A 25,045-nucleotide genomic window follows, 5' to 3' on the forward strand; every position below is an offset into this window, starting at 1 on the left:
AAAGTAAGAGAGTATGCTATCATTAAATGGAATATTCCAATAATGAGAAAACAGCAAACAAGTTTTCAACTCTCAAATCTTGCTATCCGTTTCTATTCTGCTTTCCATATTTTTTAATCCTGTAATTGTATTTATAAAGGAAATCTTCATTTCACACTCAAAAAATGTGGTAACCGATAAATGGAGAGCAGTTTCAATCACGAAAAATAGATTCACCACTTATTAAGATGAATACTTTTTTTAGCGATATTTTTTAACGCGCAAAAATGCGTGAATAAAAAAATGGGCAAAAAAGTTTTTCACCACACAAGTTGTGAGAAAAAAATTATCGCCAAAAATCGCGAATCGCTTTTTTGATGAAAAGTTTTTTGGCAAGAATAAATTATTCTCACTATTACATGGTGTGTCGTTAAAAGTGCCTGTTTTTAGTGAATGCACTTTTTAACGATTCCATATTTTTTGATTCTGAAACTATCTTATTAAAGGGAATGTTCATTTCGCACTCAAAAAATGTGGAAAGACAGCGCAAAGAAAAGGCAGACGAATCTGCCCTTATAGGAACTGCTCAATTTGTAGTGTGGGTTTCTTTACTGAATTGCTCTGCAAAGATATAAAATATTTAACCAAAAGTCAAGTAATTGACTGATATTTTTGGCATATAATCTGAATCAGCCCGTGTGTCGTTGATAACTCGCTATTTAATAGGATATAACGATTATATTTAGACCTTTGCCCTGCCACAAGGGTATTCTTTGCGGTCTGTAGTCTTTGGGCAAGGATTGCAGCCATAGCCCCTCTGCATAAAGGACAGAGTAAGTAAAGACCATGAAAAAGATGGTTATTTCAAAGGATGACGCCCAGCGTCAGTTTGCATTCGTTAAGGGAAACCGCCCTGTAAATGTCAAAATCGTGAAGCAGAAAGAAAAATCCATGAAAGCCTATGGGCAATTGACGCCTATCACGGTAACTGATGGCGAAAAGGTAATTCAGATGGGTGGCCGTCTGGTCGATTTGAAAGGGCGTGAAATTTCCAACGAGGATGCAGGAAAGTATTACGCCGTATTGGACGGTCAGCACCGATTGGTAGCTTATCAGAATTTAGAGTTGGATTTGAATGACCTTGTGATTTGCGAACCCCTCAATGCTGAATTATCCATTACGGAGGTCATTGCACAAATGAATATCTGCACCACCGTTTGGAAAAAATCGGATTACATGGCCGCACCTGCCATGATGCTCAAAGAAGCCAACGAAGTGTTCGATTTCGCCATGTTCCTGCATGGCAAGGCGTGTCCACTTTCCACAATTTCGTTGTGGTGTTTCGGCAAGAACACTCTGCAAGCTAAAGACTTGGTGGAGTGTCTTAATACGAAACAGTTGCCTAAAGTCTTTGAGGATGAAACGTGGTTTCGTTCCAGTAGCAGGTGGTATAAGGCTGCACAGGGAAAGTTTAAGGATAAATTCCTTATGAACAGATATTTAATCGACTTTATCATCAAGCAGCAGAATCCCGATGAGGATTTCGAACAGTTCACGGTGGAAATGGAGCAGAAAATCAATGCCTTAACACGCGACCAAGCTGACCAGATTATGAATCCTCGCAAAATGATAGGCGTGGCACGGGAGCAGTTGATTATGGATATGCTGACACAGTATCTCGGTTAAAAATGACAATTGTATAAGGTTTGTGGAGGTCGGGATTATTATTGGTTCCCGACCTCCTTTACCTTTACAATAAGTGTTGCATGGCCTCGTCAATTTGTGAGTTCTCGAATGAATCGAGGTAGATTTGCGTGGTCGAGAGATCGGAGTGTCCCAACGATTCGGAAATCAGAGCCACGCTTACCCCTGACCGTTTCAGGACGGTTGCGTATGTATGGCGGGCAACATAGGTCGTCAAAGGAACCTCCAATCCGATCAGTTTTCCCAGCACTTTCAATTCTCGATTGATTTTTGCCAGCACCTTATGCGTTCGATTGAAAATCTGTTGTGGTGTTCGATGGACATTGCGATTGAGAATCGGAAAGATATAGTCGTCTTTTGCATGCCCTGTCTTGCTGTACTTCTGGATAATCTGCAAGGCGTTCGGCACCAGCTGGAAGGATAACAGCTTCTGGGTCTTGTGTCGGGAGTAGTAGATTCTCCCGTCCACAATGTCACCATAGCACAGGGTGGCCATATCCGTAAAGTTGATGCCTGCCGTAAAGTAGGAGAACAGGAAGATGTCCTTTGCAAATAGGGTGTATTCGGTTTTGTGGCTGGGTTCGATCTCCAATGCCATCAATTTCTGAATATCACCTTTCGTGATGGCGCGCTTTCTTGTTCGTGTCCATAAACTGCCGACCTTGTACTTGGCAAACGGATTGACCTTTTGGATAAAGATTCCATCGGCAAGAGCCTTGTTGTAGGCAGCCTTGAAGATGGCGAATTTTGTGGCTATGCTGTTGCTGGCATTGCCGTTCTTCCGCAGGAACAGTTCGAAATCCCGCAAGAAAGTATGGTCAATCTCATCGAAACGGATATTCAACGAGCGGAATTGAGCCAGATGAGAACATAAAACGCGGTGCTTGCTGGCCGACGCGTATTTGCCGAGCGTTTCCAAGCGTTCGATTATCTGTTTCAGATAGTCGCCAACTGTGCAGTTTATCCGTTTGCCGTTTTGTCCGAATAGATTTTCAAACGTGACGGGAATCTCCATGATTTCCAGACGCTGGATTCGCTTCTCATACTCCTTGATCTTGGCTGTTATCTGGAACTGGACATTGTCCCTGTCGGGGCAGTCTTCGGTCACCTTTTGCGCCTTGGCATCCCAATGTGCTGGGGCTACGGAAACGCCCAGCCCGATGCTCTTTTTGCGTTTTCCCTGAAAAAAGAGGAGGCATAGGGGAGAGGTGGAATCCTTGTAAACGATGCTTTTGCGACATATAACTTTGAATGTCATTTGATTGCGTGTTCTATGCAGTCGGATGGCAGGCTTTTTTAATGCGTACCCTAATGCGTACCCTGTGTCCGAAAAAGGGCGTTTTTTGAGGTTCAAAACAAGGATTCGGGGTAGGGCAGAAAAACAAAAAGAGTCGATAATCGACTGATTATCAACTCTTTTCTGGTGAACCCGCTGGGGCTCGAACCCAGGACCCCAACATTAAAAGTGTTGTGCTCTACCTACTGAGCTACGGATTCTCCCGTGCCAAAAGGGTGTGTTCCCGTTTTGGTGGTGCAAATGTACGGATTTATTTTGAATATCCAATACTCCGGACGTTTTTTTTGCAAAATCTTCCTCCCGTCGGTATGCGGGTTCGGACTTGTGTCTCGAAAGTTGTTCTGTTCCGACCGGCAGGGTGAAATTTCCCGCGCCGATTTTGTTTTGCTCGAAGAAAAAGATAATTTTGTACTCGGAAAAAGCAAATTTACTTCTAAACCTTGTGAAATATGTGTAAAGCGCTGATTATCGGAGCCGGAGGCGTCGGAACGGTGGTGACCCAGAAAATCGCTGCCAATCCGGTCTTCACGGATGTGATGCTGGCCAGCCGAACCAAATCCAAATGCGATGCCATTGCCGCGGCCATCGGAGGCAACCGCGTGAAAACCGCTGAGGTGGATGCCGACAACGTGCCGCAGTTGTGCGAGCTCTTCCGGGCCTTCAAACCCGACATCGTGGTCAACGTGGCACTCCCGTATCAGGACCTGACCATCATGGATGCCTGTCTGGAGTGCGGCTGCAACTACCTCGATACGGCCAATTACGAGCCCAAGGACGAGGCGCATTTCGAATACTCCTGGCAGTGGGCCTATCAGGACCGTTTCAAGGCTGCCGGTCTGACGGCCATCCTGGGCTGCGGTTTCGACCCGGGTGTCACGGCCATCTTCACGGCCTACGCCGCCAAACATCATTTCGACGAGATCCACTACCTCGACATCGTCGACTGCAATGCCGGCAACCACGGCATGGCCTTCGCCACGAACTTCAACCCCGAGATCAATATCCGCGAGGTGACCCAGAAGGGCCGTTACTATGAGAACGGCCAGTGGGTGGTGACCGAGCCCCACGAGATCCACCGCCCGCTGCACTATCCCGAGATCGGCGAGCGTGAATCGTATGTCATCTACCATGAGGAGCTCGAGTCGCTGGTGAAGAACTATCCGACGATCAAGCGGGCCCGTTTCTGGATGACCTTCGGCAAGGAGTACCTCACGCACCTGCGCGTGATCCAGGATATCGGCATGGCACGTATCGACCCGATCCTCTACAACGGGGTCGAGATTGTCCCGATTCAGTTCTTGAAGGCGGTGCTTCCGGATCCCAAGTCGCTGGGTGCCAACTACCACGGAAAGACGTCGATTGGCTGCCGCATCCGCGGTGTGAAGGACGGCAAGGAGCACACTTACTATATTTACAACAACTGCGATCACGAAGAGGCCTACAAGGAGACCGGTACGCAGGCCGTATCGTTCACGACGGGTGTCCCGGCGGCTCTTGGTGCCTCGATGTGGGCCAAGGGGCTGTGGCGCGGAGCCGGTGTCTTCAATGTCGAGGAGTTCGATCCGGATCCGTTCCTGGCCGAACTGGGCGAGCAGGGGCTTCCCTGGCACGAACTGTTCGATGTCGATATCGAGGTCTGACGGTCGCAGCGGCGGCAAACAAGGGGTTCCGGAACTTCGGAACCCGGGATCGACGGACGGGAAACACTCCTGTCCGTCTCTGTTTTTGCCCTGCGGTCCGAAATGGGAGGCCCCAGGTACGGGTCCGTCGCCAAATTAGGTATTTCTACTGACCGCCGGACGGGGAAATTCCGCTATTTTTGTCGGCAAAAGCGATAAAACCATACCCGAACATGCGACCCGAAGAGACTGCTACACTCGCAACGCGCTACCACGAAGCGTGTGACATGCGTACCGACTACCAATCGTTTTTCGACCGACTGCTGGCCATTGCCACCGACGCTCCGTTGAGCCCCGCGACGGGCGAACGGATCCGGGACTACGTGATGCCGTGGCTCGAGAACCATTCGCTGGAGTCGTTCGACCGCTATTCCGACCGCAATTACGTGCGCACCTACCTGGGCCGTTGTCCCCGCACGCATTGGGAAGCGCTTGTCATGAGCTGGAAACGTGGCAATGCGACGACCATCCACGGTCATCCGGCCTTTGCCGGCTACCACTTTGCCGACGGTGTGTTCCGGGTCGAGATTTTCGAACCGGCCGGCCACGGAACCGCCCGCCGCATCGGGGAGCAGATCATCGACCGCCGGGAGTGTCTCTTTGCCGTCGGCGAGCCGGGACGGTTCGACAACCACCTGCATCGTATCACCTGTCTGAGCGAGACGGGCCACAGCCTGCACGTCTATTCGGACGATGCGTTGCAGGGCCAGACCTTCACCGAGACGGAGTAGGAGTGCCCGGGCCCCGACCGGTTCTCGGACGGACCCTGCAGTCGGGGCGATGCGGCGGAGTCCGATGACCGGAGTTATCCCTCGGAGCCCAACCCTCGGCGTCCAGCACCCGGAACCCAACCCTCGGAACCCAACCCTCGGCGTCCAGCACCCGGAGCCGACTGCCGGCTTCCCGTGCGGAGGCTTGCCCGGCGCCGATACGTATAAATACCTATTTCTCCAAAAACCGATACACGGAAGTAGGGTTTTCGCAATGATTTTCCTATTTTTGCATCTGTTTTGAACGTTTCCGTTGACCATCCGGGCCGGGTGATCGTGTCGGGGCCGAAACGGAGACGTTGGTTGAAATCCATTTGAAAACCGCTCGATGATTGACTTTCTGAAACTGCCTTCACCCTGTTACGTCCTTGACGAGACGCTGCTGGATCATAATCTGGAGGTGATCGACCGCGTGCGCCGCGAATCGGGTGCCGAGATCATCGTCGCACTGAAGGCCTGCGCCATGTGGAGCATCTTCCCCGAGTTGGCGGCTCACTCCGATGGAGCGACGGCCAGTTCGGCCGCCGAGGCGCGGCTTGTACTGGAGGAATTCGGCAGTCCGGCCCACACCTATGCCCCCACCTATACGGATCACAACATCGACGAGATCCTGCGCTGCAGCAGCCATATTACCTTCAACTCCCTTACGCAGTATGAACGTTTCGGACAGCGGGCGCTGATCAACGGTCTCTCGTGCGGACTGCGCATCAATCCCGAGTATTCGCCCGTCGAGACGGATCTCTACAACCCCTGCGTGGCGGGTTCGCGTCTGGGCGTTACAGCCGAACAGCTGGCTGCGCACGGCGGACTCCCCGAAGGGATCGAGGGCCTTCATTTCCACGTTCTGTGCGAATCGCGTCCCGAACACCTGCGGCTGGCGCTGGAGGCCGTCGAACGCCATTTCGGACCGTACCTCGACCGGGTCAAATGGCTCAACATGGGCGGCGGCCATCTGATGACGCACGTCGACTACGACTGCGACGCGCTGATCGCCCTTTTGAAGGAGTTCCACGTACGCCATCCCCATCTGCGGCTGATTCTCGAACCGGGCAGCGCTTTTACGTGGCGTACGGGCTATCTGGTCTCGACCGTCGAGGATATCGTCGTGAACGGCGGCGTACGCACGGCGATGCTCGACGTGTCGTTTGCCTGCCACATGCCCGACTGCCTCGAAATGCCCTACAAGCCGGCCATCGTCGGGGCGCACGATCCCGCCGAGGGGGAACCCCGCTGGCGGATGGGCGGCACGAGCTGCCTGGCCGGCGACTACTACGGCGACTGGGCCTTCGACCACGAACTGAAGGTGGGCGAGCGGATCGTCTTCGAGGACATGATCCACTATACGATGGTCAAGACGACGATGTTCAACGGCGTGGAGCACCCGTCGATCGTCATCGTACGGCGCGACGGCCGCGTGGAGGTCATCCGCCAGTTCGGCTACGAGGATTTCAAGAGCCGGATGTCCTGACCTTTCAAGAGAGAAACAAACGGAAAAACAAGATAGATGGAAAAATTTGTACCTACCTCTTATACGCTCGAATGCGTGGCTACGGGCCGCGAGTTCGAGGATACGGGCTGGATGCTCTCCGACCCGCAGTGCAAGGAGCCGTCGCTCATCCGCGCACGGTATGCCAAGAAACAGCTCGAGGTGAAACCCGCCGAATGGGGGCTGTACCGTTTTGCCGACTGGATGCCCGTGCGGCGGATGCTGCAGGGATCGTCGGCCCCGGTGACCTACCGCAGCAAGGGGCTGGCCAAACACCTGGGGCTCGAAAATCTCTGGATCACCTTCAACGGCTACTATCCGGCCATCGGCGCCACGATGACCACCTGCTCGTTCAAGGAGACCGAAGCCTACTCGGTGTGCGGACGTGCGGCCGCGGACGAGAAGCGGGTGCTGGTCGTTGCGTCGGCCGGCAATACGGCCCGGGCCTTCGCCAAGGTCTGCTCGGACAACAACATCAAGCTGCTGCTGTCGGTTCCCTATGACAACATCAGTGCGCTGTGGTTCGAGAAACCGCTGAATCCCTGCGTGAAGCTGATTTCGTGCGCGGCCGGCGGCGACTACTTCGATGCCATCCACCTGAGCGACATTGCACTGAAGGGCGACGGATTCTATGCCGAGGGTGGTGCGAAGAACATCGCGCGCCGCGACGGCATGGCCTGCACGGTGCTGTCGGCCGTGACGACCATCGGTCGCATCCCGGACTACTACTTCCAGGCCGTGGGCAGCGGCACGGGTGCCATTGCCGCCTGGGAAGCCAACCTGCGCCTGATTGAGGACGGCCGTTTCGGCAAGAACCTCATGCGGCTGATGGTGTCGCAGAACGCACCGTTCGTGCCGATGTACGACGCCTGGCAGGCCTCGTCGCGCAAGATGCTGCCCTACGCGGACGACAAGGCGCGCCGCGATGCGGAGATCATCGACGCCAAGGTGCTCTCGAACCGCAAGCCTCCCTACAGTCTGGCCGGCGGTCTGTACGACGCGCTGAAGGCCACCGGCGGCGATGTCTTCGCCGTGACGAACCCCATGGCCCGCAAGGCCCGCAAGCTCTTCAAGGAGCTGGAGGGGATCGACATCTACTCGGCGGCCGGTGTGGCCCTGGCTTCGCTCGTCAACGCCGTGAAGGCCGGTCGGATCGATCCGCAGGCGACGATCATGCTCAATATCACGGGCGGCGGCGAGGAGCACTTCAAGGAGCACAACGACCTGTGGTATCTGCAGCCGAGCCACGTCTTCCCGCTCGAACCGAGTGTCGACGACGTCGTCTCGAAGGTCGAGGCGCTGTTCCGCGAACCCGCAACGGGCGAAGGCCTCTGATACAGGGCTTTCGGAGATACGGCGGCCGGGGCGTTGGAACGGCTCCGGACGAAAAAATGAAAAAGCGGCATATAAGCCGCTTTTTTATTTGCAGCGAATGATTACCTTTGTCGCCGGCAGCGGAGACGGTGCGAAGCAGCCGGAGCCGCCTCACTGCCGCAAATACAGTATTCACCCAAACTTTTTAACCATTTATGGAACACATCCAGGTACAGTTATCCCCCGCGGGGGCACGCTGGCGCCGATGGGATCGCAAGGGCTGGTCGGCCTTTGCGAGCATGCATCGGAGCGTGTCGATCGGGGTGCTCGCTGTCGGGATGTCGATCCTGCTGCTTGCGACGCAAGGCGCATCGGCGCAGACCGCCGACACGACTGCCGTCCTGAGGACGTTGCAGATCCGCGAGGTCGGGGTGACGGGGAGCCAGACGGCTCCCACGCGCAATGCCCAGTCGCATACTCCGCTTTTCGACCGAAAGGCTCAGGCCGCGGCGCCTCTCCAGACGTTGGAGTCCGCCTTGCGCCTTGCTCCGTCGGTCGATCTTCGCGAACGCGGCGGAAGAGGAGCGCAGGCCGATATCTCCGTACGGGGAGGCTCGTTCGACCAAACCATGATTCTTTTGAACGGCATCGACTTTACGGATGCCCGCACCGGACACCAGTCCCACGCGCTGCCGGTTGATCTCGATTGCATTTCGGGCATCGAACTCATTGACGGCGTTCCCGGCGTGGGGGCCTATGCCGGGGCGGTCAACATCCGTACGGCACCGCTGCGTCCGACCTACGCGCGTTTCGAGGGCTCGGGAGGCCAGTACGGCTACGGTTACGGCAACCTTTCGGGGGCGGTGACCGGAGAGCGGTATTCCGTTTTCGGTGCGGCATCGTACCGGCGCAGTGACGGCTACCGTCCCAATACCGATTTTTCGAACTGGAACGCCTTCATGCGGGCGACGTACGATGGCCGCCGGGCGGGTTTCTTCGACCTGCAGGCCGGATGGCAGGATCGCGATTTCGGCTCAAACGGCTTCTATGCCGCCTACAATCCCAACCAGTGGGAACACACCTCGACGGCCCTGGCCTCGCTGCACTGGACAAAGAGCGTGGGTCCCGTTGCGCTGGGGGCTGCGGTGAGCTACCGCAAGAATTTCGACCGCTACGACTGGACGCGCGGTACGGCGCTCAACCGTCACAATACGGACAATGCCGGAGCCAAACTGTGGGCCGATTACGCCTGGGCGGCCGGTACGACCACACTGGGCGGCAACTGGGCCTTCAACCACATCTACAGTACCAATTTGGGCGAACGGCTGTCGGTCCCCCGCGGAGACTATACCCGCGCCAAGGCCCGTCATACGGGCAACGTCTGGCTGCGGCACGCCCGCGCGTGGCGGCGGTTCGATGCGGCGGCATCGGTGGGGCTGAGCCTGACTCCCTACGGGTGTTCGGCGTTGTGGAGCCTCTCGGCGGGTTACAATCCCGCGGAGGGGCTTCGTCTCGAGGCCGGGGCGTGGCAGTCGATGCGCCTGCCGACCTTCACGGACCTCTATTACAGCTCGCCGGCCCAGATCAACAACCTCGATCTGACACCGGAACACGCCGTAAACTATCGCCTCGGAATCAATTATGCGAAGCGTTGCTGGAGCGTTTCGGCGCAGACCTACTACCGCCGCGGGCGTGATATCATCGACTGGGTGTGGTATGCCGATTCGCCCGAGAGCCCCGAGGCGTGGCGCGGCAAGTGGCACTCTGAACAGTCGAGCCGACTCCATACCTTCGGTGCCGAGATTTCGGGCGGCTATGCCGTTGCGGAGGGCTTTCTGCGGCGGGTGACCCTCTCGTACGGCTATCTCACGAACGACCGCAATGCGGACCTCATTGCCAAGAGCGCCATGGATTTCATGCGCCACAAGGCGGCCCTGGCTGTCGAAGTGCACTTCCTGCGGCGGATGTCGCTGGCGCTGACCGGCTCGGTCTACGACCGCAACGGCAGCTACACGGCCTATCCCGTCGTTGGCAATTCGTCGATCACCGAAACTCGCGACTACAAGCCCTATTTCCTGTTGGACGGACGTCTTTCGTGGGAGAAGGGGTGGTGCCGCCTCTATGTCGACGCGACGAATCTGACCGATACGCGTTATTGTGATCTGGGAGGTCTGCCGCTTCCGGGCCTCTGGTGCACGGCCGGTGTGGTGTTGACCTTCGGCAGGTAATTCCTCGCAGCGTCCACCGCGCGAGTCGGTTGCGATGACCGGAGAGCGGCGGACGACTGTTCCCGGCTGCTGACTGCGGGCCGCCCGAACTTCTCGGGCGGCCCTTTCTGTTTTTCAGTAAAACGGTGTGTTTTGTTTCCGGATTGTCGTGAAAATCCCGAAGATTTCGTATATTTGAAGCAAAAGAACCTTAAACGCTCAAGATTTATGCAGAAACGTATCGTGGAGTGCGTTCCCAACTTCAGCGAGGGACGCGACAAGGAGGTGATCCGGCAAATCGTCGAGGCCATCGAGACGGCCGCCGACGTCAAGGTCCTCGACGTGGATCCTGGCGAGGCTACGAACCGTACGGTTGTAACCTTTGTCGGAAGCCCCGAAGCGGTGGTCAAGGCGGCCTTCGCCGGGGTGAAACGCGCCGCCGAGCGTATCGACATGCGCCACCACAAGGGGGCCCACCCGCGCATGGGGGCGACGGATGTCCTGCCGCTGATCCCGATCGCCGGCATCACGCTCGAGGAGTGTGCCGAACTGTCGCGGCAGCTGGCCCGGCGCATTGCCGACGAGCTCCGCATCCCGACCTACTGCTACGAGGCGGCGGCGCTGCGCCCCGAACGGAAGAATCTGGCCGTCTGCCGCGCCGGCGAGTACGAGGCGCTGCCCGAGAAGCTCTCCCGCGAGGAGACGGCGCCCGATTTCGGGGCGCGTCCCTACGACGAAGAGGTGGCCCGCACGGGTGCTACGACCGTCGGGGCGCGCGATTTCCTCATTGCCGTCAACTTCAACCTCAATACCACCTCCACACGGCGGGCCAACGCCATCGCCTTCGACGTGCGCGAGAAGGGGCGTCCCGTGCGTGAGGGGAATCCCATTACGGGCAAGGTGGTGAAGGATGCGGCGGGCAATCCCGTCATGCGTCCCGGTACGCTGAAGGCCACGAAGGCCATCGGCTGGTTCATCGAGGAGTACGGCATCGCCCAGGTTTCGATGAATATCACCGACATCTCGGTCACGCCGCTCCACGTCGCCTTCGACGAGGTGTGCCGCAAGGCCGATGCCCGGGGGGTGCGCGTCACCGGCACGGAGATCGTCGGGCTGGTTCCGAAGCGGGCTCTTGTCGAGGCCGGCAAATACTTCCTGCGCAAGCAGCACCGTTCGGTGGGCATTGCCGAGGAGGAGATCGTGCGGCTGGCCGTCAAGTCGATGGGGCTCGACGATCTGAAACCTTTCAAACCCGAGGAGAAGGTGATCGAATACCTGCTGGAGGCCGAGGATCGGAAGAAACGGCTGGTCGATTTGACCTGCAAGGGGTTTGCCGAGGAGACGGCCAGCGAATCGCCGGCTCCGGGCGGCGGCTCGATTGCGGCCTATATGGGGGCGCTGGGGGCGGCGCTCGGCACGATGGTGGCCAACCTCTCGGCCCACAAGCCCGGTTGGGACGACCGTTGGGAGGAGTTCTCCGACTGGGCCGAGCGGGGGCAGACGCTGATGCAGGAGCTCCTGCACCTGGTGGACGAGGATACGGCCGCCTTCAACCGCATCATGGCGGTCTTCGCCATGCCCAAGTCGACCGACGAGGAGCGGGCGGCCCGCAGCGCGGCGCTGCAGGAGGCGACGCTCTATGCCACGGAGGTGCCGCTGCGCACGATGCGGACGGCCATGGAGGTCTTTCCGATCGTGCGGGCCATGGCCGCGGAGGGCAACCCCAATTCGGTCTCGGATGCAGGTGTCGGAGCGCTGGCGGCCCGCAGCGCGGTCTACGGGGCGCGGCTCAACGTGCGGATCAACGCCGCCGGGCTGAAGGATCGCACGAAGGCCGAGGCGCTGGTCGGCGAGGCTGACGAACTGGCGGCCCGCGCCTCGGAACTCGAAGCCGAGGTGCTGGAGCTGGTCGAGCAGAAGATCGGTTAGACGCCGGGAGCAGGCAGACCGGCGGCGGTTCTGTCGGCAACTCGCGGGTGACGCTCTGGCGGCAACATTCAGAAGGCGGTTCGGGCGATACACCCTGCTGACGGTATGCCGCCGACAGTCTGGCCGTAAGGTCCGTCTGCCGTTTGGACGAAATGCCTCGCCAACCGCGTGGCCGCAAAGTTCCGTCCGAGGTTTGGGTCTCGGATCCCGGCCAATCCGAAAATCAACGATAACCATAAAAACGAATCTCAATATGACATTGGAAGAGTTTCAAAACGACATCCGCGCGGGGATTCCGGACCGGCTGCCCGCCGCAAAGCCGTATGACAGGCAGGTCAACCATGCGCCCAGGCGCAAGGATATCCTCACGGAGGAGGAGAAGGTGTTGGCGCTGAAGAATGCCCTGCGCTACTTTCCGGCCAAACACCATGCGCTGTTGGCCCGGGAGTTCGCCGGGGAGCTGCGCAGGTACGGCCGCATCTACATGTACCGGCTGCGTCCCGATTACGAGATGTATGCCCGTCCGATCGACCAGTATCCGGCTCGCTGTCGTCAGGCTGCGGCCATCATGCTGATGATCCAGAATAACCTCGATCCGCGCGTGGCGCAGCATCCCCACGAGCTGATCACCTACGGCGGAAACGGCGCCGTGTTCCAGAACTGGGCCCAGTACCGGCTGACGATGAAGTACCTCTCGGAGATGACCGACCACCAGACGCTGGTCATGTATTCGGGCCATCCGCTGGGGCTGTTCCCCTCGCATCCCGACGCTCCGCGCGTGGTGGTGACCAACGGCATGGTGATCCCCAACTACTCGAAACCCGACGACTGGGAGCGCATGAATGCCATGGGCGTCTCGCAGTACGGGCAGATGACCGCCGGGTCGTACATGTACATCGGCCCGCAGGGCATCGTCCACGGCACGACCATCACGGTGATGAACGCCGCCCGCAAACGCTTCGCACCGGGGCAGACCGATGCCCGCGGCATGCTGTTCGTCTCGTCGGGTCTGGGCGGCATGTCGGGCGCCCAGTCCAAGGCAGGCAATATCTCGCAGGTGGTCTCCGTCATCGCCGAGATCAATCCCAAGGCCGCCCGGAAGCGTTACGAACAGGGATGGGTCGATGAGCTGCACGACGATCTGGATGAACTGATCCCGCGCATTCGCCAGGCTGTCAAGCAGAGGGAGGTCGTTTCGCTGGCCTACGTGGGCAACGTGGTCGACCTGTGGGAGCGGCTGGCTGTCGAGGATATCCGGGTCGATCTGGGCTCGGACCAGACGTCGCTGCACAACCCCTGGGCCGGCGGCTACTATCCCGTCGGGCTGAGCTACGAGGCCTCGAACAAGATGATGGCCGAGGAGCCGGTGCGCTTCCGCGAGTGCGTGCAGGAGTCGCTGCGCCGTCAGGTCGACGCCATCAACAAACTGGCCGCCCGCGGCATGTACTTCTTCGACTACGGCAATGCCTTCCTGCTGGAGGCGTCGAGGGCCGGTGCCGCCGTCATGGGCCGGGAGGGGCGGTTCCGCTATCCCTCCTACGTTGAGGATATCATGGGCCCGATGTTCTTCGACTACGGTTTCGGCCCCTTCCGCTGGGTCTGCACGTCGGGTCGCGAGGAGGATCTCGCCCAGACGGACCTGCTGGCGGCCGAGGTGCTCGAGGACATTCGCATGTCGGCCCCGGACGACATCCGCGGTCAGCTGGAGGACAACATCCACTGGATCCGTGAGGCCGGGCGCAACCATCTGGTCGTCGGTTCGCAGGCCCGCATCCTCTATGCCGACTGTGAGGGGCGCACGAAGATCGCGCTGGCCTTCAACCGTGCCATTGCCGACGGGCGTCTGTCGGCTCCCGTGGTGCTGGGACGCGACCACCACGACGTTTCGGGCACCGATTCGCCCTACCGCGAGACGGCCAACATCTACGACGGTTCGAACCGGACGGCCGACATGGCCGTGCAGAACGTCATCGGCGATTCGTTCCGCGGTGCCACGTGGGTCTCGATCCACAACGGCGGCGGCGTGGGCTGGGGTGAAGTGATCAACGGCGGCTTCGGCATGGTGATCGACGGTTCGCCGGAGGCTGAGCGGAGAATCCGCGAGATGCTCTTCTGGGATGTCAACAACGGCATCGCCCGCCGCAGCTGGGCTCGTAACGAGGGGGCACAGGCCACCATCCGCCGTCAGATGGAGCGTACGCCCGATCTGCAGGTGACGATGCCCCATGCGGCCGACGACGAACTGGTGCGCAACGCATTGAACAAAAACGAGTAACAACGATTATTTGATATGGAACATCATCATATCTCGGCGGAGCGGCTGACGCTGGCCCGCGTCCGCGAAATCATGGAACGCCACCTGAAGATCGACCTCTCGGAGGATGCCCGGCGACGCATTGTCCGCTGCCGCGAGTATCTCGATCGCAAGATGGAGAATCCCGATCAGCCGATTTACGGCATTACGACCGGCTTCGGGTCGCTGTGTGACATCTCGATCGGAGGCGACGATCTGGCGCAGCTGCAGCGAAATCTGGTCATGTCGCACGCCTGCGGTACGGGCGAACGCGTCCCTTCGGAGATCGTCCGTCTGATTCTGCTCTTTAAGATTCAGTCGCTGGCATACGGTTATTCGGGTGTGCAGCTGGCAACGGTCGAACGGCTCGTCGAGTTTTTCAACCGCGATATCCTGCCTGTGGTCTATCAGCAGGGTTCGCTGGGGGCCTCGGGCGATCTGGCTCCGCTGGCCCACATGAGCCTGCCGTTGCTCGGTTTGGGCGAAGTCGAGTGCGAAGGGCGTGTGAGACCCGCCGGCGAAGTGCTCGAGGAGTTGGGCTGGAAGCCCGTCGAGCTGCAGTCGAAGGAGGGATTGGCGCTGTTGAACGGTACGCAGTTCATGAGTGCCTACGGTGTCTGGTCGGTGATCGCCGCACAGCGGCTGAGCGAGTGGGCCGACCGCATCGGAGCCCTCTCGCTCGATGCCTTCGACGGCCGCATCGAGCCCTTCTGCGACGAGGTGCACAAGATCCGCGCCCACAAGGGGCAGCTCACCACCGCCCGCGCCATCCGCCACTGGCTGGAGGGCAGCGAGCTGATCGCGCGTCCGAAGAAGCACGTGCAGGATCCCTATTCGTTCCGCTGTATGCCGCAGGTACACGGCGCCTCGAAGGACACGATCGACTATGTGGCCGGCGTGCTTGAAACCGAGATCAACTCCCCGACGGACAACCCGACGGTCTTCCCCGAGGAGGACATGGTTGTCTCGGCCGGCAACTTCCACGGACAGCCCATTGCGCTGGCGATGGATTTTCTGGCCATTGCGCTGGCCGAGTTGGGCAACATCTCCGAGCGGCGGACCTATCAGCTGATCTCCGGAGCCCGCGAACTGCCGAAGTTCCTGGTGGCCAATCCCGGTCTGAACAGCGGTTTCATGATCCCGCAGTATACCGCGGCGTCGATCGTCAGTCAGACCAAGGGATTGTGCATGCCGGCGTCGGTCGACTCGATTCCCTCGTCGCAGGGGCAGGAGGATCACGTCAGCATGGGCTCGAACGCCGCCACGAAACTCTGGCGCGTGGTCGGCAACACGGAGCGCGTGTTGGCCATCGAACTCTTCAATGCCGCGCAGGCCATCGAGTTCCGGCGTCCCGCCCGCACGTCGCCTGCCCTGGAGCAGATGCTCGCTGATTATCGGCAGCGGGTCCCCTTCATTGACAACGATCAGGTGATGTATCGCCACATTGCCGCTTCGGTGGAATTTCTGCGTGAAGAACGATGAAACGGCTGTTGGTCAAGAACATCGGTCGCTTGGTCGGCATTCAGCCCGAGGAACGGCTGCGGATCTGCGGTGCGGAGATGGATCGGCTCGAAACACTGGCCGACGCCTGGCTGCTGGTCGAGGGAGAGCGGATCGCCGCTTTCGGCGAAATGGCTTCGCTGGACGGTGTCACGGCCGATGAAGAGGTCGACGCCGAAGGCGGAATGCTCTTTCCCTCGTTCTGCGATTCGCACACCCATCTGGTCTATGCCGGAAGCCGCGAGCAGGAGTTTCTCGACAAGATCCACGGCCTCTCCTACGAGGAGATTGCCCGGCGCGGAGGCGGGATTCTCAATTCGGCCGACCGGCTGCACGCCACCTCCGAGGAGGAACTTTACCGGCAGGCTATGGAACGCGTGTGGGAGATTATCGCCATGGGGACCGGCTGTGTGGAGATCAAGAGCGGCTACGGTCTTTCGACCGAGGACGAGCTGAAGATGCTGCGCGTCATTCGCCGCATCCGCCGGACGGCACCTCTCGAAGTGCGGGCCACGTTTCTCGGGGCCCATGCCGTGGCGCGGGCCTATCGCGGCCGGCAGGGGGAGTATGTCGATCTGGTCTGCCGGGAGATGATCCCGGCGGTGGCCCGCGAGGGGTTGGCCGATTTTGTCGATGTCTTCTGCGACGAGGGTTTCTTCACGGTGGACGAGACACGGCGCATTCTTGCTGCCGGTCGTCAGTATGGTCTGCGGCCGAAGATTCATGCCGACGAGTTGGCCGCTTCGGGCGGTGTCGAGGTCGGTGTTGCGTGCGGCGCCCTCTCGGTCGACCATCTCGAGCGGGCCGGCCGGGCCCAGATCGAGGCGTTGCGCGGTTCGCAGACGATGCCTGCGCTGCTGCCCGGGGCCGCCTTCTTCCTCGGGATGAGTTATCCTCCGGCCCGGGAGATGATCGCTGCCGGGCTGCCCGTGGCGCTGGCTTCGGACTACAATCCCGGGTCGTCGCCCTCGGGGAACATGCGCATGGTGGTCTCGCTGGCCTCGATCCGCATGCGGATGACGCCGGCCGAGGCCATTCACGCCGCAACGCTCAACGGTGCCTGTGCCATGGGGCTGAGTCGCGACTTCGGGAGCATCACCCCCGGTAAGGTGGCCAACTTCTTCGTGACGCGGCCCATGCCCTCCGTAGAGTTCTTCTCCTATGCCTATCAGACGCCGTTGATTCGGCAGGTCTTTCTCCGCGGCACCGGTCTAAGAGACCGGTTCTAGGGGCGCCGGCTTAAAAGCCGGTCCCAAGGTGGAGGGTGCCCGAGCCCGGGAAGTGGATACGGCCGCCTTCCGGTTCGCAGGCATGAGAAAACCCCGGTCGCATGTGTGACCGGGGTTTTTGTCGCAAGGACAACCGTAACGCGTGATCCGATGATGCGCGGCAGGCTGCGGCTGCGATCTCAGAGTGTGAAGACGATCTCGATCGGGTAGTGGTCCGAGAGGTAGGGCACGCCGTAGTTGCCGTCGAGCGTGGCGAAGCGTTCGCAATGCATCCGACCCCGGAAGTAGAGGTGGTCGATGACAATCGTATCGGGCGCTGCCCCGTATCCGTTATAGGTTCCCTTGTTGTCTGTCTGTTTGGCTTTTGCGCGGGCTGACTTCATCCATCGGTTCAGGGGCTTGAAGATCGGACTTTCGGTCGACGAATTGAAATCTCCACCCAGAACAACGGCCGATTTCCGGCCCGCTATCTCTCGGATTTTTTCGGTCAGCAGTGCTATTCCCTGCTCGCGCGCCATGCTTCCGCGGTGATCCAGATGCGTGTTGAAATAGAAGAAGCTCTTCCCCGATGCCTTGTCGCGCAGGTGAACCCACGTGGCCGTGCGGTTGCAGGCTCCGTCCCATCCCCGCGATACCTGATCCGGCGTCTCGCTCAACCAGAAGGTGCCGCTGTCGAGCAGTTCAAACCGGTCGCGCAGGTAGTAGATCGCCATTGTCTCGCCGCGGGTGGCGCCGTCGTCACGGCTGACTCCTACGCGCGCGTAGGCCGGGCACGCTTGATCGAGAAACTGAAGCTGGTCGGCCAGCGCCTCCTGGACGCCGAACAGATCCGGTGCCTCCTCGGACAACATCCGCGGAGTGGCTTCCCGGCGGTATTGCCACGAATTCGCTCCATCGTCGGCGCCGCTGTTGCGCAAATTGTAGGAGATCAGTTTCAACGTGACGGGTTCGGCCTGCGTCGGAAGCGCAAGCCCCGCTGCAAAGAGTAGCAGCATGGTGATACGTTTCATGTGTTTCATATTCAGTTAGTGGGTTATATGTTCAGTGGACTGTAATCCGGGACCCGCCGCGGGGCGTATGTCCGGCAGCAGCAGGGCGATGATGCCCAGCAGCGGCAGGTAGGAACTGGCCCGGAAGATGAACTCGATGCTCGTATGGTCGGCCAGCCAACCGAAAAAGGCCGAGCCGATACCGCCCAGTCCGAACATCAGTCCGAAGAAGATCCCCGAGATCATCCCCACCTTGTCCGGCATCAGATCGGTGGCATAGACCAGAATCGCCGAGAAGGCCGAGGCGATGATCAGCCCGACGAGAATCGACATCGTGATGGTCCAGAAGAGATTCAGGTAGGGCAGCGCCAGCGCAAAGGGCGCCGCGCCGAAGATCGAAAACAGAATGACGTATTTGCGCCCGTAGCGGTCGCCCAGAAAACCGCCCAGCAGCGTCCCGGTGGCGAAGGCCGCCAGATAGGCGAACAGGCACAGCTGCGACTGCTGGACCGTGACGCCGAAACGGTCGATCAGAAAGAAGGTGAAGTAGCTCGTCATGCACGACGTGTAGAAGTACTTCGAGAAGATCATTACGACGAGGATCCACATCGCATGGCGGATCTTCGTGCGCGGAAGCGTGCAGGGGGTGATCGTCCGGTTGCGGAGCGGTGTATTCGTCCCCGTGAGCATCAGGCTGTACCAGTTGCCCACGCGCAACAGCAGCACGGCGGCCAGCAGCGCTGCGCCGGCAAACCATCCCACGGCGTGTTGGCCGTAGGGCAGGACGATCAGTGCCGCCAGCAGCGGCCCGATGGCGGCACCGCCGTTGCCGCCGACCTGAAAGATCGACTGTGCCAGACTCTTGCGGCCGCCCGAGGCCAACTGGGCTACCCGCGAGGCCTCGGGATGGAAGACCGACGATCCTCCGCCGATGAGGGCTACCGTGGCGAGAATGGCCCCGTAGGCCGAGGTGAAGGAGAGCGCCACAAGCCCCGCCAGCGAAAGGCACATCCCCAGCGAGAGCGAGTAGGGTTGCGGATGGCGGTCGGCATAGAGCCCGACGAAGGGCTGGAAGATCGACGAGGTGATCTGGAATACCAGCGTGATGAGGCCGATCTGGGCAAAGGTGAAGCCGAAGCTCTCCCTGAAGATCGGATACATGGCCGGGATGACCGACTGGATCATGTCGTTCAGCAGGTGGCAGAAGCCGATGGTGAAGAGGATCGAGTAGGTCGTCTCCGCCTTGAGCGTCGGGTGTCCCTTGAGTGTGGTGAGCAGGCTTTTCATGACGGTAGATTTTTCGGCCGTAAAGATAGAAATTTTTGGGCAGATGACTCCCGAAAAATGCTTCCTCGTCTATTTGATCGACCGGTAGGCCGACGGGGTCATGCCGGTATGCTGCTTGAAATATTTGCCGAAAAACGACTGGTTCGAAAAGTGCAGGTAGTAGGCGATCTCCTGGATGTTCATGGTCGAGTACTTCAGCAGGTTTTTCGCTTCGAGAACCACATATTCATCGATCCATTCCGTGGCCGTGCGGCCGGTCGTGGTGCGCAGCAGCGCCGTGAGGTATTTCGGGGTCAGATGGAGCCGCTCGGCGTAAAAGCCCACGCTGCGCTCCTGCATGTAGTTGCGCGAAAGCTCCTCGATGAATGTGTTGAAATAGAAGGCATTGCGGCCGCGGGCCGTATCTTTGGCCTGTTTGTCGCCGGAACGTTGCCCGAGCTGGTCGTCGATCGCCCGGCAGATCCGGTAGGCCAGGGCCCGGAAAAGCGTGAGCAGAATCTCCTCCGACAGCGAATCGCGACGCTGCCGATGCCATTCGCCGGAGATCTCTTCGAGTGAACGCGTGATGTCCGACCACTCCTCGTCACTCAGGGTCAGACACGGATGCTCGCGAACCGCCATGAACAGGTGCAGAAGTTGTTTCATGTCGATGTGGATCCGGTTGATGAACTCCTCTTCACACAATATAAGGAATACGGAAGCCTTTTCCTGCGACTCCACCTGGACGATCCGGCCCGGCGGGCAGACAAACATCGTGTGGGAGACCAGCGTGCAATGTTTCAGGTCGGCAGTGATCCGGATCGAACCTTTGGAACAAAAAACAATGGGTCGGCCTTTCCCCTTCTCCCCGAAAAACCTTCCTTTGCACCAAAATCCAATGTAAAAAATTTCTTCGATATGAAACGTGCTGTTTTTGGAGCCCTGCTCCTGCTGGCGGCCGGCTGCTCCTCCTCGACGAATCCCTCGTCGTCGAACCCCGCGAGGACATCAATGCCGGTATTTATGTGGGTGTGATCGAGGAGCAGAACTCCGCTGCTCTCAGTTTCCCCGTCGCGGGAACCCTGATGAGAGTCTGTGCCGACGGGGGCGCCCGTGTCCGAAAAGGCGAACTGCCGGCCGAACTCGATCCTACCTCGGCCCGCCAGACCTTCGAGGCCGCCAGGGCCGCTTTCGAACAGGCCCGCGATGCCTCGCAGCGTCTGCAGCAGCTGACGTGCGCGCGTCGTTGGGCAACCGCGACGGACGGCTGCTTCCCGGAATGGTTTGTCGCGTGACGGTGACGCCCGCAACGGCCCTCGAGGAGATCGCCGTGCCCGTGAGGGCCGTACAGCAGGCCGGCAACGGGGCCCGTTTCGTATGGCGTGTACAGGGCGATTCGGTCGTCAGGGCCGATGTCCGCACGGGCCGCTTCGTCGAAAACGGCGTCGTGATCGAAGAGGGCCTCCGGGAGGGTGACCGCATCGTTGTCGACGGCATGCAGAAGATCGGTCAGGGTTCCAAAGTCGTCCTGCCATGAAAAGCTCGAACAACGTCATAGCCTGGGCCATGCGGAACTTCCGCATCACGTTCCTCATCATCGGCTGTCTGTTCCTCTTCGGAATCTATGCGCTGGGGCACATTCCCAAGCAGGAGTTCCCCGAGTATACGATCCGCCAGGGGGTGGTCGTCGGCCTCTATCCCGGCGCTACCTCCGAAGAGGTCGAGCAGCAGCTGGCCAGGCCCCTCGAACAGTTCCTGATGATCTACAAGGAGGTCAAACGCCACAAGGCCACCTCCACGTCGCAGAACGGCATGTGTTACGTGATGGTCGAACTCAACGACGATGTCAACAACAAGGACGAAGTCTGGTCGAAGATCAAACACGGCCTCGTCTCGTTCAAGGCCCAGCTGCCGGCCGGAGTCGTGGCGCTGGTGGCCGCCATCACCATTCCCCCTGTCGACGTTCATCTCCATCGGGGTGATGTATCTGTGCGGCATCCCGTTCAACACGGTGACGCTGGCCGCTCTGATCGTCGTGCTGGGAATGATCGTCGACAACTCGATCGTCGTCATCGACGGCTATCTCGACTACCTCGGACGAGGCTATTCGCGCTGGTATGCCGCCGTCGAGAGCGCCCGCGAGTTCTTCCCCTCGCTGCTGCTGGCGACGGTCTGCATCTGCATGATCTTCTATCCGCTGCTCTTCACCTTGTCGGGCATGTTCCGCGACTTCCTGAATTTCTTCCCCTGGACGGTGACGATCAATCTGATGGTCTCGCTGCTGCTGGCCGTGCTGGTGATCCCCTTCCTCGAGGTGCTGATCATCCCGGTCGTGCAACCCCGTCCGGAGGGTAAGGTCTCGCTGACGGACCGTGTGCAGAACCTCTACCGGCGGGTGCTGGCCTGGACCTTCCGCCACGGTTGGCTGACGATCTCGATGGGTATCGCTTCGGTGGTTGTCGCCCTGCTCATCGCCACGCAGCTCAAGTTCCGCATGATGCCCTTCGCCGACCGCGACCAGTTTGCCGTGGAGATCTATCTGCGCCCCGATACGCCCGTCGAACGGACGGCTGCCGTCGCCGACTCCCTCTACCGGATGCTGTGTGCCGACGATCGGGTAAAGTCCGTCACCTCGTTCGTAGGCTGTTCGTCGCCCCGCTTCCAGATGAGCTATGCCCCGCAGATCGCCGGAAAAAACTTTGCGCAGTTTATCGTCAACTTTCGGCCGATCTCCAGCGCGGCGTCAATGCCATGCGGAAAACGGCCGAGATCCGCAGCGTGATCGACAACGAACTCCGCTTGCCGCAAGGGGTTGCAACCGAGGTGGGAGGTGCCCGCGAATTCGATGAGGAGAACCTCCCGCCGATTATCTGCGGACTGGCCTTCTCGCTGGTCATCATCTTCTTCTTTATCCTCGTCAACTTCCGCAAGTTCGGCATCTCGCTGGTCATCATGGCCGCCATGTCGCTCTGTCTGTTCGGGGCGATGGTGGGGTTGTGGATCGCCGGATCTACGATCGGTCTGACCTCCGTGCTGGGATTCATCACGCTGCTGGGCATGATCGTGCGCAACGTCATCCTGATGTATCAGCACGCCGAAGACAAGCGCAAAACGTGCCACTGGTCGGCGCGTCTGGCCGCCTGCGACGCCGGCAAGCGCCGCATGGTGCCCATCTTCCTGACGACGGCCACGACGGTCGTGGGCGTGGTGCCGATGATGTTCGGAGGCAGCAGTTTCTGGGCGCCGGTCGGCGTGACGATCTTTGCCGGCGGCATTGGGTCGCTGATCCTCGTGGTGACGATTCTTCCGGTTCTCTATTCCAAAATCTACAAGTAGTGATGAAAACACGATTCATAGCTCTCTTTTTGACGGCGGGCCTTCTTTCCATCGGGCAGGCCGGGGCCCGGAGCCTCACGCTTGAGGAGTGCCGTCAGGCCGCCGTCGGGCACAACCGCACGCTGCAAGATGCACGCTTCGATCTCGAGGCTGCCCTGCAGACCCGTCACGAGGCCTTGACGAACTATTTCCCGCAGATTTCCGCTTCGGGCGGCGCCTTCCAGGCGCAGCACGGGCTGGTGCAGGCCGATTTCGGGCTGACGATCCCCCAGATGGGGACGATGAATCTGCCGATCTCGATGGTCAAGCGCGGCATGTTCGGCTGTGTGACGGCCGTTCAGCCCGTGTTCGCCGGTCTGAAAATCGTCAACGGCAACAAACTTGCATGCCTGGGCGAGGAGGTCGGGCAACTGCAGGTGCGGAAAACCGAAGGCGAGGTGCGCGAGCAGACCGATACCTATTACTGGCAGATCGTCGCCCTGAAGGACAACCTCTCGACCATCGGGGCCGTCGAACGCCAGCTTGCCGAGATCCACCGCCAGGTGGAACTCTCGGTCAAGGCCGGTCTCGTCACGACGAACGATCTGCTGCGCGTCGAACTGCGGCAGCAGGAGGTCGCCTCGAACCGCCTAAAGGTCGAAAACGGACTGAAGGTCATGAAACTCCTGCTGGCTCAGTATATCGGCGTCGACTGGCACGGGTTCGATGTGGCGGCCGCCGACTGGAGCGAACCCGAAGCACCGGGAGCCTGCTATGTTCCGGTCGAGGAGGCCGTCGACCGGAGGGTCGAGTATCAATTGGCCGAAAAGAACGTTGAGGCGCAGAGGTACCAGACGCGCATGGAGCGCGGCAAGCGCTTGCCGACGGTCGGTGTCGGGGCCGGGTATCTCTACTACAACATGACGGAGAAGGATGTCGACGACGGGATGGTTTTTGCCCAGGTGTCGGTGCCGATCTCCGCGTGGTGGGGCGGGGCTCATGCCCTGAAAAAGGCCCGGATCCGCGAGGATCTGGCCGAAAACGACCGTCTGCAGGCCCGTGAAATGCTGGCCGTGGAGATCGAAAAGTCGTGGAGCGACCTGCAGGAGGCTTATGCCCAGATTGTGCTGGCCCGGCGTTCGGTCGACTCCGCAACGGAGAACCTGCGCGAGAACCGCAATTTCTATCAGGCAGGAACCGCTCCGCTGACCGATCTGCTCGATGCCGAAACCCTCTACACCCAAAGTCGGAACAACCTGACGTCGGCCTTTGCCGCCTATCGTACGGCGATGGCCCGTTATATGCGGGTGACGGGTCGCTAAATGCTCCGAACGGCTCCGGATGGCTCCATACGGCGGGCTGCGGGCGGTGGTCGGACTTCGGTTGGGCCGCCGCTCGTTTTTTCGGAGGTTTTCCCTATCTTTGCCGACGTGGTACTGCGCATCAAAAACATGGTCTGCGACCGCTGCGTGATGGTCGTCCGCACCGAACTCGAACGGTTCGGCTGCCGGGTTGTATCGGTCCGGCTGGGCGAGGTCGAGATCGTGGGGGAGTTGTCGTCCGAACGCAAGGCCGGGTTGGCCGCACGGCTCGAGGCGCTGGGCTTCGAACTGTTGGAGGATCGGCGCGAACGGTTGATCGAGGCCGTCAAGCGTGCCGTGATCGAGCTGGTGCGCGGTTCGGAGGTGGTGCCCGACGTGCGGCTGTCGGACTATCTGCAGGAGCGGCTGCGCGTCGACTACCGTCAGATCAGCGCCCTCTTCTCCGAGACCGAGGGCCGTACGGTCGAGAAGTATTTCATCGCCCAGAAGATCGAACGCGTCAAGGAGCTGCTCGTCTACGACGAACTCCCGCTGGCCGAGATCGCCTTCCGGCTCGGCTATTCGAGCGTCGCCCATCTGAGCGCCCAGTTCAAGCAGGTCACCGGGTTGACCCCGAGCCGATACCGGCAGTCGGGCGGCGGACGAAGGCAGACGCTCGACAAGGTATAGTCGATCGGTGTCGGGGGGGGGGTGTCGGGCCGTTCATGGCGGTCGGCGCATCGTGAAGGGCGGCGTGCGGGGCTTCGTCAGGGAAGGTGCCCCGGTG

19 protein-coding genes, 1 tRNA gene and 1 pseudogene are annotated in these 25,045 nt (G+C 59.7%); 16 read left to right on the forward strand and 5 right to left on the reverse strand.

Features of this window, described 5'->3' with window-relative positions; genetic code table 11:
* Positions 1-825 precede the first annotated feature (825 nt).
* A complete protein-coding gene (locus B5G09_RS11225) occupies positions 826-1,665 on the forward strand; it encodes a hypothetical protein (RefSeq protein WP_087311743.1) in 840 nt (279 codons plus the stop codon).
* Positions 1,666-1,729: 64 nt separating this feature from the next.
* Here B5G09_RS11225 and B5G09_RS11230 read toward each other — a convergent pair whose 3' ends face one another.
* Positions 1,730-2,941 carry a site-specific integrase gene (locus B5G09_RS11230; protein WP_087405222.1) on the reverse strand — a complete coding sequence of 404 codons (1,212 nt, stop codon included), beginning with the start codon at positions 2,939-2,941 and terminating at the stop codon, positions 1,730-1,732.
* A gap of 163 nt (positions 2,942-3,104) precedes the next feature.
* Positions 3,105-3,180, reverse strand: a tRNA-Lys gene (locus tag B5G09_RS11235).
* Positions 3,181-3,429: 249 nt separating this feature from the next.
* On the opposite strand from B5G09_RS11235, the gene B5G09_RS11240 reads away from it, so the two are divergent.
* The 9 genes from B5G09_RS11240 (at position 3,430) to hutI (ending at position 17,387) form a co-directional block, all read left to right on the forward strand.
* On the forward strand, positions 3,430-4,620 hold the full coding sequence (locus B5G09_RS11240; RefSeq protein ID WP_087311028.1) for a saccharopine dehydrogenase family protein: 1,191 nt from the start codon (positions 3,430-3,432) through the stop codon (positions 4,618-4,620).
* A gap of 212 nt (positions 4,621-4,832) precedes the next feature.
* Positions 4,833-5,390: a cysteine dioxygenase gene (locus B5G09_RS11245; RefSeq protein ID WP_087405223.1), complete on the forward strand. Its 558-nt coding sequence runs from the start codon at positions 4,833-4,835 to the stop codon at positions 5,388-5,390.
* Between the two features lie 367 nt (positions 5,391-5,757).
* Complete coding sequence (gene nspC, locus B5G09_RS11250; RefSeq protein ID WP_087405224.1) at positions 5,758-6,897, forward strand: carboxynorspermidine decarboxylase; 1,140 nt, start codon at positions 5,758-5,760, stop codon at positions 6,895-6,897.
* Positions 6,898-6,933: 36 nt separating this feature from the next.
* A complete protein-coding gene (locus B5G09_RS11255; RefSeq protein ID WP_087405225.1) occupies positions 6,934-8,250 on the forward strand; it encodes a cysteate synthase in 1,317 nt (438 codons plus the stop codon).
* A gap of 194 nt (positions 8,251-8,444) precedes the next feature.
* Positions 8,445-10,457 (forward strand): TonB-dependent receptor, encoded by a 2,013-nt coding sequence (locus B5G09_RS11260; RefSeq protein ID WP_087405226.1) that lies wholly within the window; start codon positions 8,445-8,447, stop codon positions 10,455-10,457.
* Positions 10,458-10,664: 207 nt separating this feature from the next.
* Complete coding sequence (ftcD, locus tag B5G09_RS11265) at positions 10,665-12,365, forward strand: glutamate formimidoyltransferase (protein WP_087405227.1); 1,701 nt, start codon at positions 10,665-10,667, stop codon at positions 12,363-12,365.
* Positions 12,366-12,618: 253 nt separating this feature from the next.
* The gene (locus B5G09_RS11270; protein ID WP_087405228.1) at positions 12,619-14,640 is read left to right on the forward strand and encodes a urocanate hydratase; all 2,022 of its coding nucleotides are present in this window, start codon (positions 12,619-12,621) and stop codon (positions 14,638-14,640) included.
* Positions 14,641-14,655: 15 nt separating this feature from the next.
* Positions 14,656-16,140: a histidine ammonia-lyase gene (hutH, locus tag B5G09_RS11275; protein WP_087405229.1), complete on the forward strand. Its 1,485-nt coding sequence runs from the start codon at positions 14,656-14,658 to the stop codon at positions 16,138-16,140.
* Positions 16,137-17,387: an imidazolonepropionase gene (gene hutI, locus B5G09_RS11280; protein ID WP_087405230.1), complete on the forward strand. Its 1,251-nt coding sequence runs from the start codon at positions 16,137-16,139 to the stop codon at positions 17,385-17,387. Before hutH ends, hutI begins: the two co-directional genes overlap by 4 nt.
* Before the next feature lie 179 nt (positions 17,388-17,566).
* Here hutI and B5G09_RS11285 read toward each other — a convergent pair whose 3' ends face one another.
* The 3 genes from B5G09_RS11285 to B5G09_RS11295 all read right to left on the reverse strand — a co-directional run bounded on the left by B5G09_RS11285 (position 17,567) and on the right by B5G09_RS11295 (position 20,308).
* Entirely contained in the window at positions 17,567-18,397 is an 831-nt protein-coding gene (locus tag B5G09_RS11285) for an endonuclease/exonuclease/phosphatase family protein (protein ID WP_087405231.1), read from the reverse strand.
* A 15-nt stretch (positions 18,398-18,412) separates the two neighbouring features.
* Positions 18,413-19,663: an MFS transporter gene (locus B5G09_RS11290; RefSeq protein ID WP_087405232.1), complete on the reverse strand. Its 1,251-nt coding sequence runs from the start codon at positions 19,661-19,663 to the stop codon at positions 18,413-18,415.
* 69 nt (positions 19,664-19,732) lie between these two features.
* Positions 19,733-20,308, reverse strand: a complete 576-nt coding sequence (locus B5G09_RS11295) for a helix-turn-helix domain-containing protein (RefSeq protein ID WP_241147649.1) — start codon at positions 20,306-20,308, stop codon at positions 19,733-19,735.
* On the opposite strand from B5G09_RS11295, the gene B5G09_RS14390 reads away from it, so the two are divergent.
* The 6 genes and pseudogenes from B5G09_RS14390 to B5G09_RS11315 all read left to right on the forward strand — a co-directional run bounded on the left by B5G09_RS14390 (position 20,291) and on the right by B5G09_RS11315 (position 24,948).
* Positions 20,291-20,677: a hypothetical protein gene (locus B5G09_RS14390; protein WP_241147650.1), complete on the forward strand. Its 387-nt coding sequence runs from the start codon at positions 20,291-20,293 to the stop codon at positions 20,675-20,677. The genes B5G09_RS11295 and B5G09_RS14390 overlap by 18 nt on opposite strands.
* A 50-nt stretch (positions 20,678-20,727) precedes the next feature.
* Entirely contained in the window at positions 20,728-20,937 is a 210-nt protein-coding gene (locus B5G09_RS14395) for a hypothetical protein (RefSeq protein ID WP_241147651.1), read from the forward strand.
* Positions 20,934-21,179, forward strand: a complete 246-nt coding sequence (locus tag B5G09_RS14400) for a hypothetical protein (protein WP_241147652.1) — start codon at positions 20,934-20,936, stop codon at positions 21,177-21,179. Before B5G09_RS14395 ends, B5G09_RS14400 begins: the two co-directional genes overlap by 4 nt.
* Positions 21,176-22,978 (forward strand): annotated as a pseudogene (locus B5G09_RS14555) (efflux RND transporter permease subunit). The gene B5G09_RS14400 and the pseudogene B5G09_RS14555 overlap by 4 nt, the downstream one beginning before the upstream one ends.
* A 2-nt stretch (positions 22,979-22,980) precedes the next feature.
* Positions 22,981-24,279, forward strand: a complete 1,299-nt coding sequence (locus tag B5G09_RS11310) for a TolC family protein (RefSeq protein WP_087405234.1) — start codon at positions 22,981-22,983, stop codon at positions 24,277-24,279.
* A 108-nt stretch (positions 24,280-24,387) separates the two neighbouring features.
* Positions 24,388-24,948, forward strand: coding sequence for a helix-turn-helix domain-containing protein (locus tag B5G09_RS11315; RefSeq protein ID WP_241147654.1), 561 nt, complete (start codon positions 24,388-24,390; stop codon positions 24,946-24,948).
* Positions 24,949-25,045: the final 97 nt, after the last annotated feature.

Origin of the sequence: Alistipes sp. An54 (genome assembly GCF_002159375.1) — a bacterium.
Taxonomy (GTDB): domain Bacteria; phylum Bacteroidota; class Bacteroidia; order Bacteroidales; family Rikenellaceae; genus Alistipes; species Alistipes megaguti.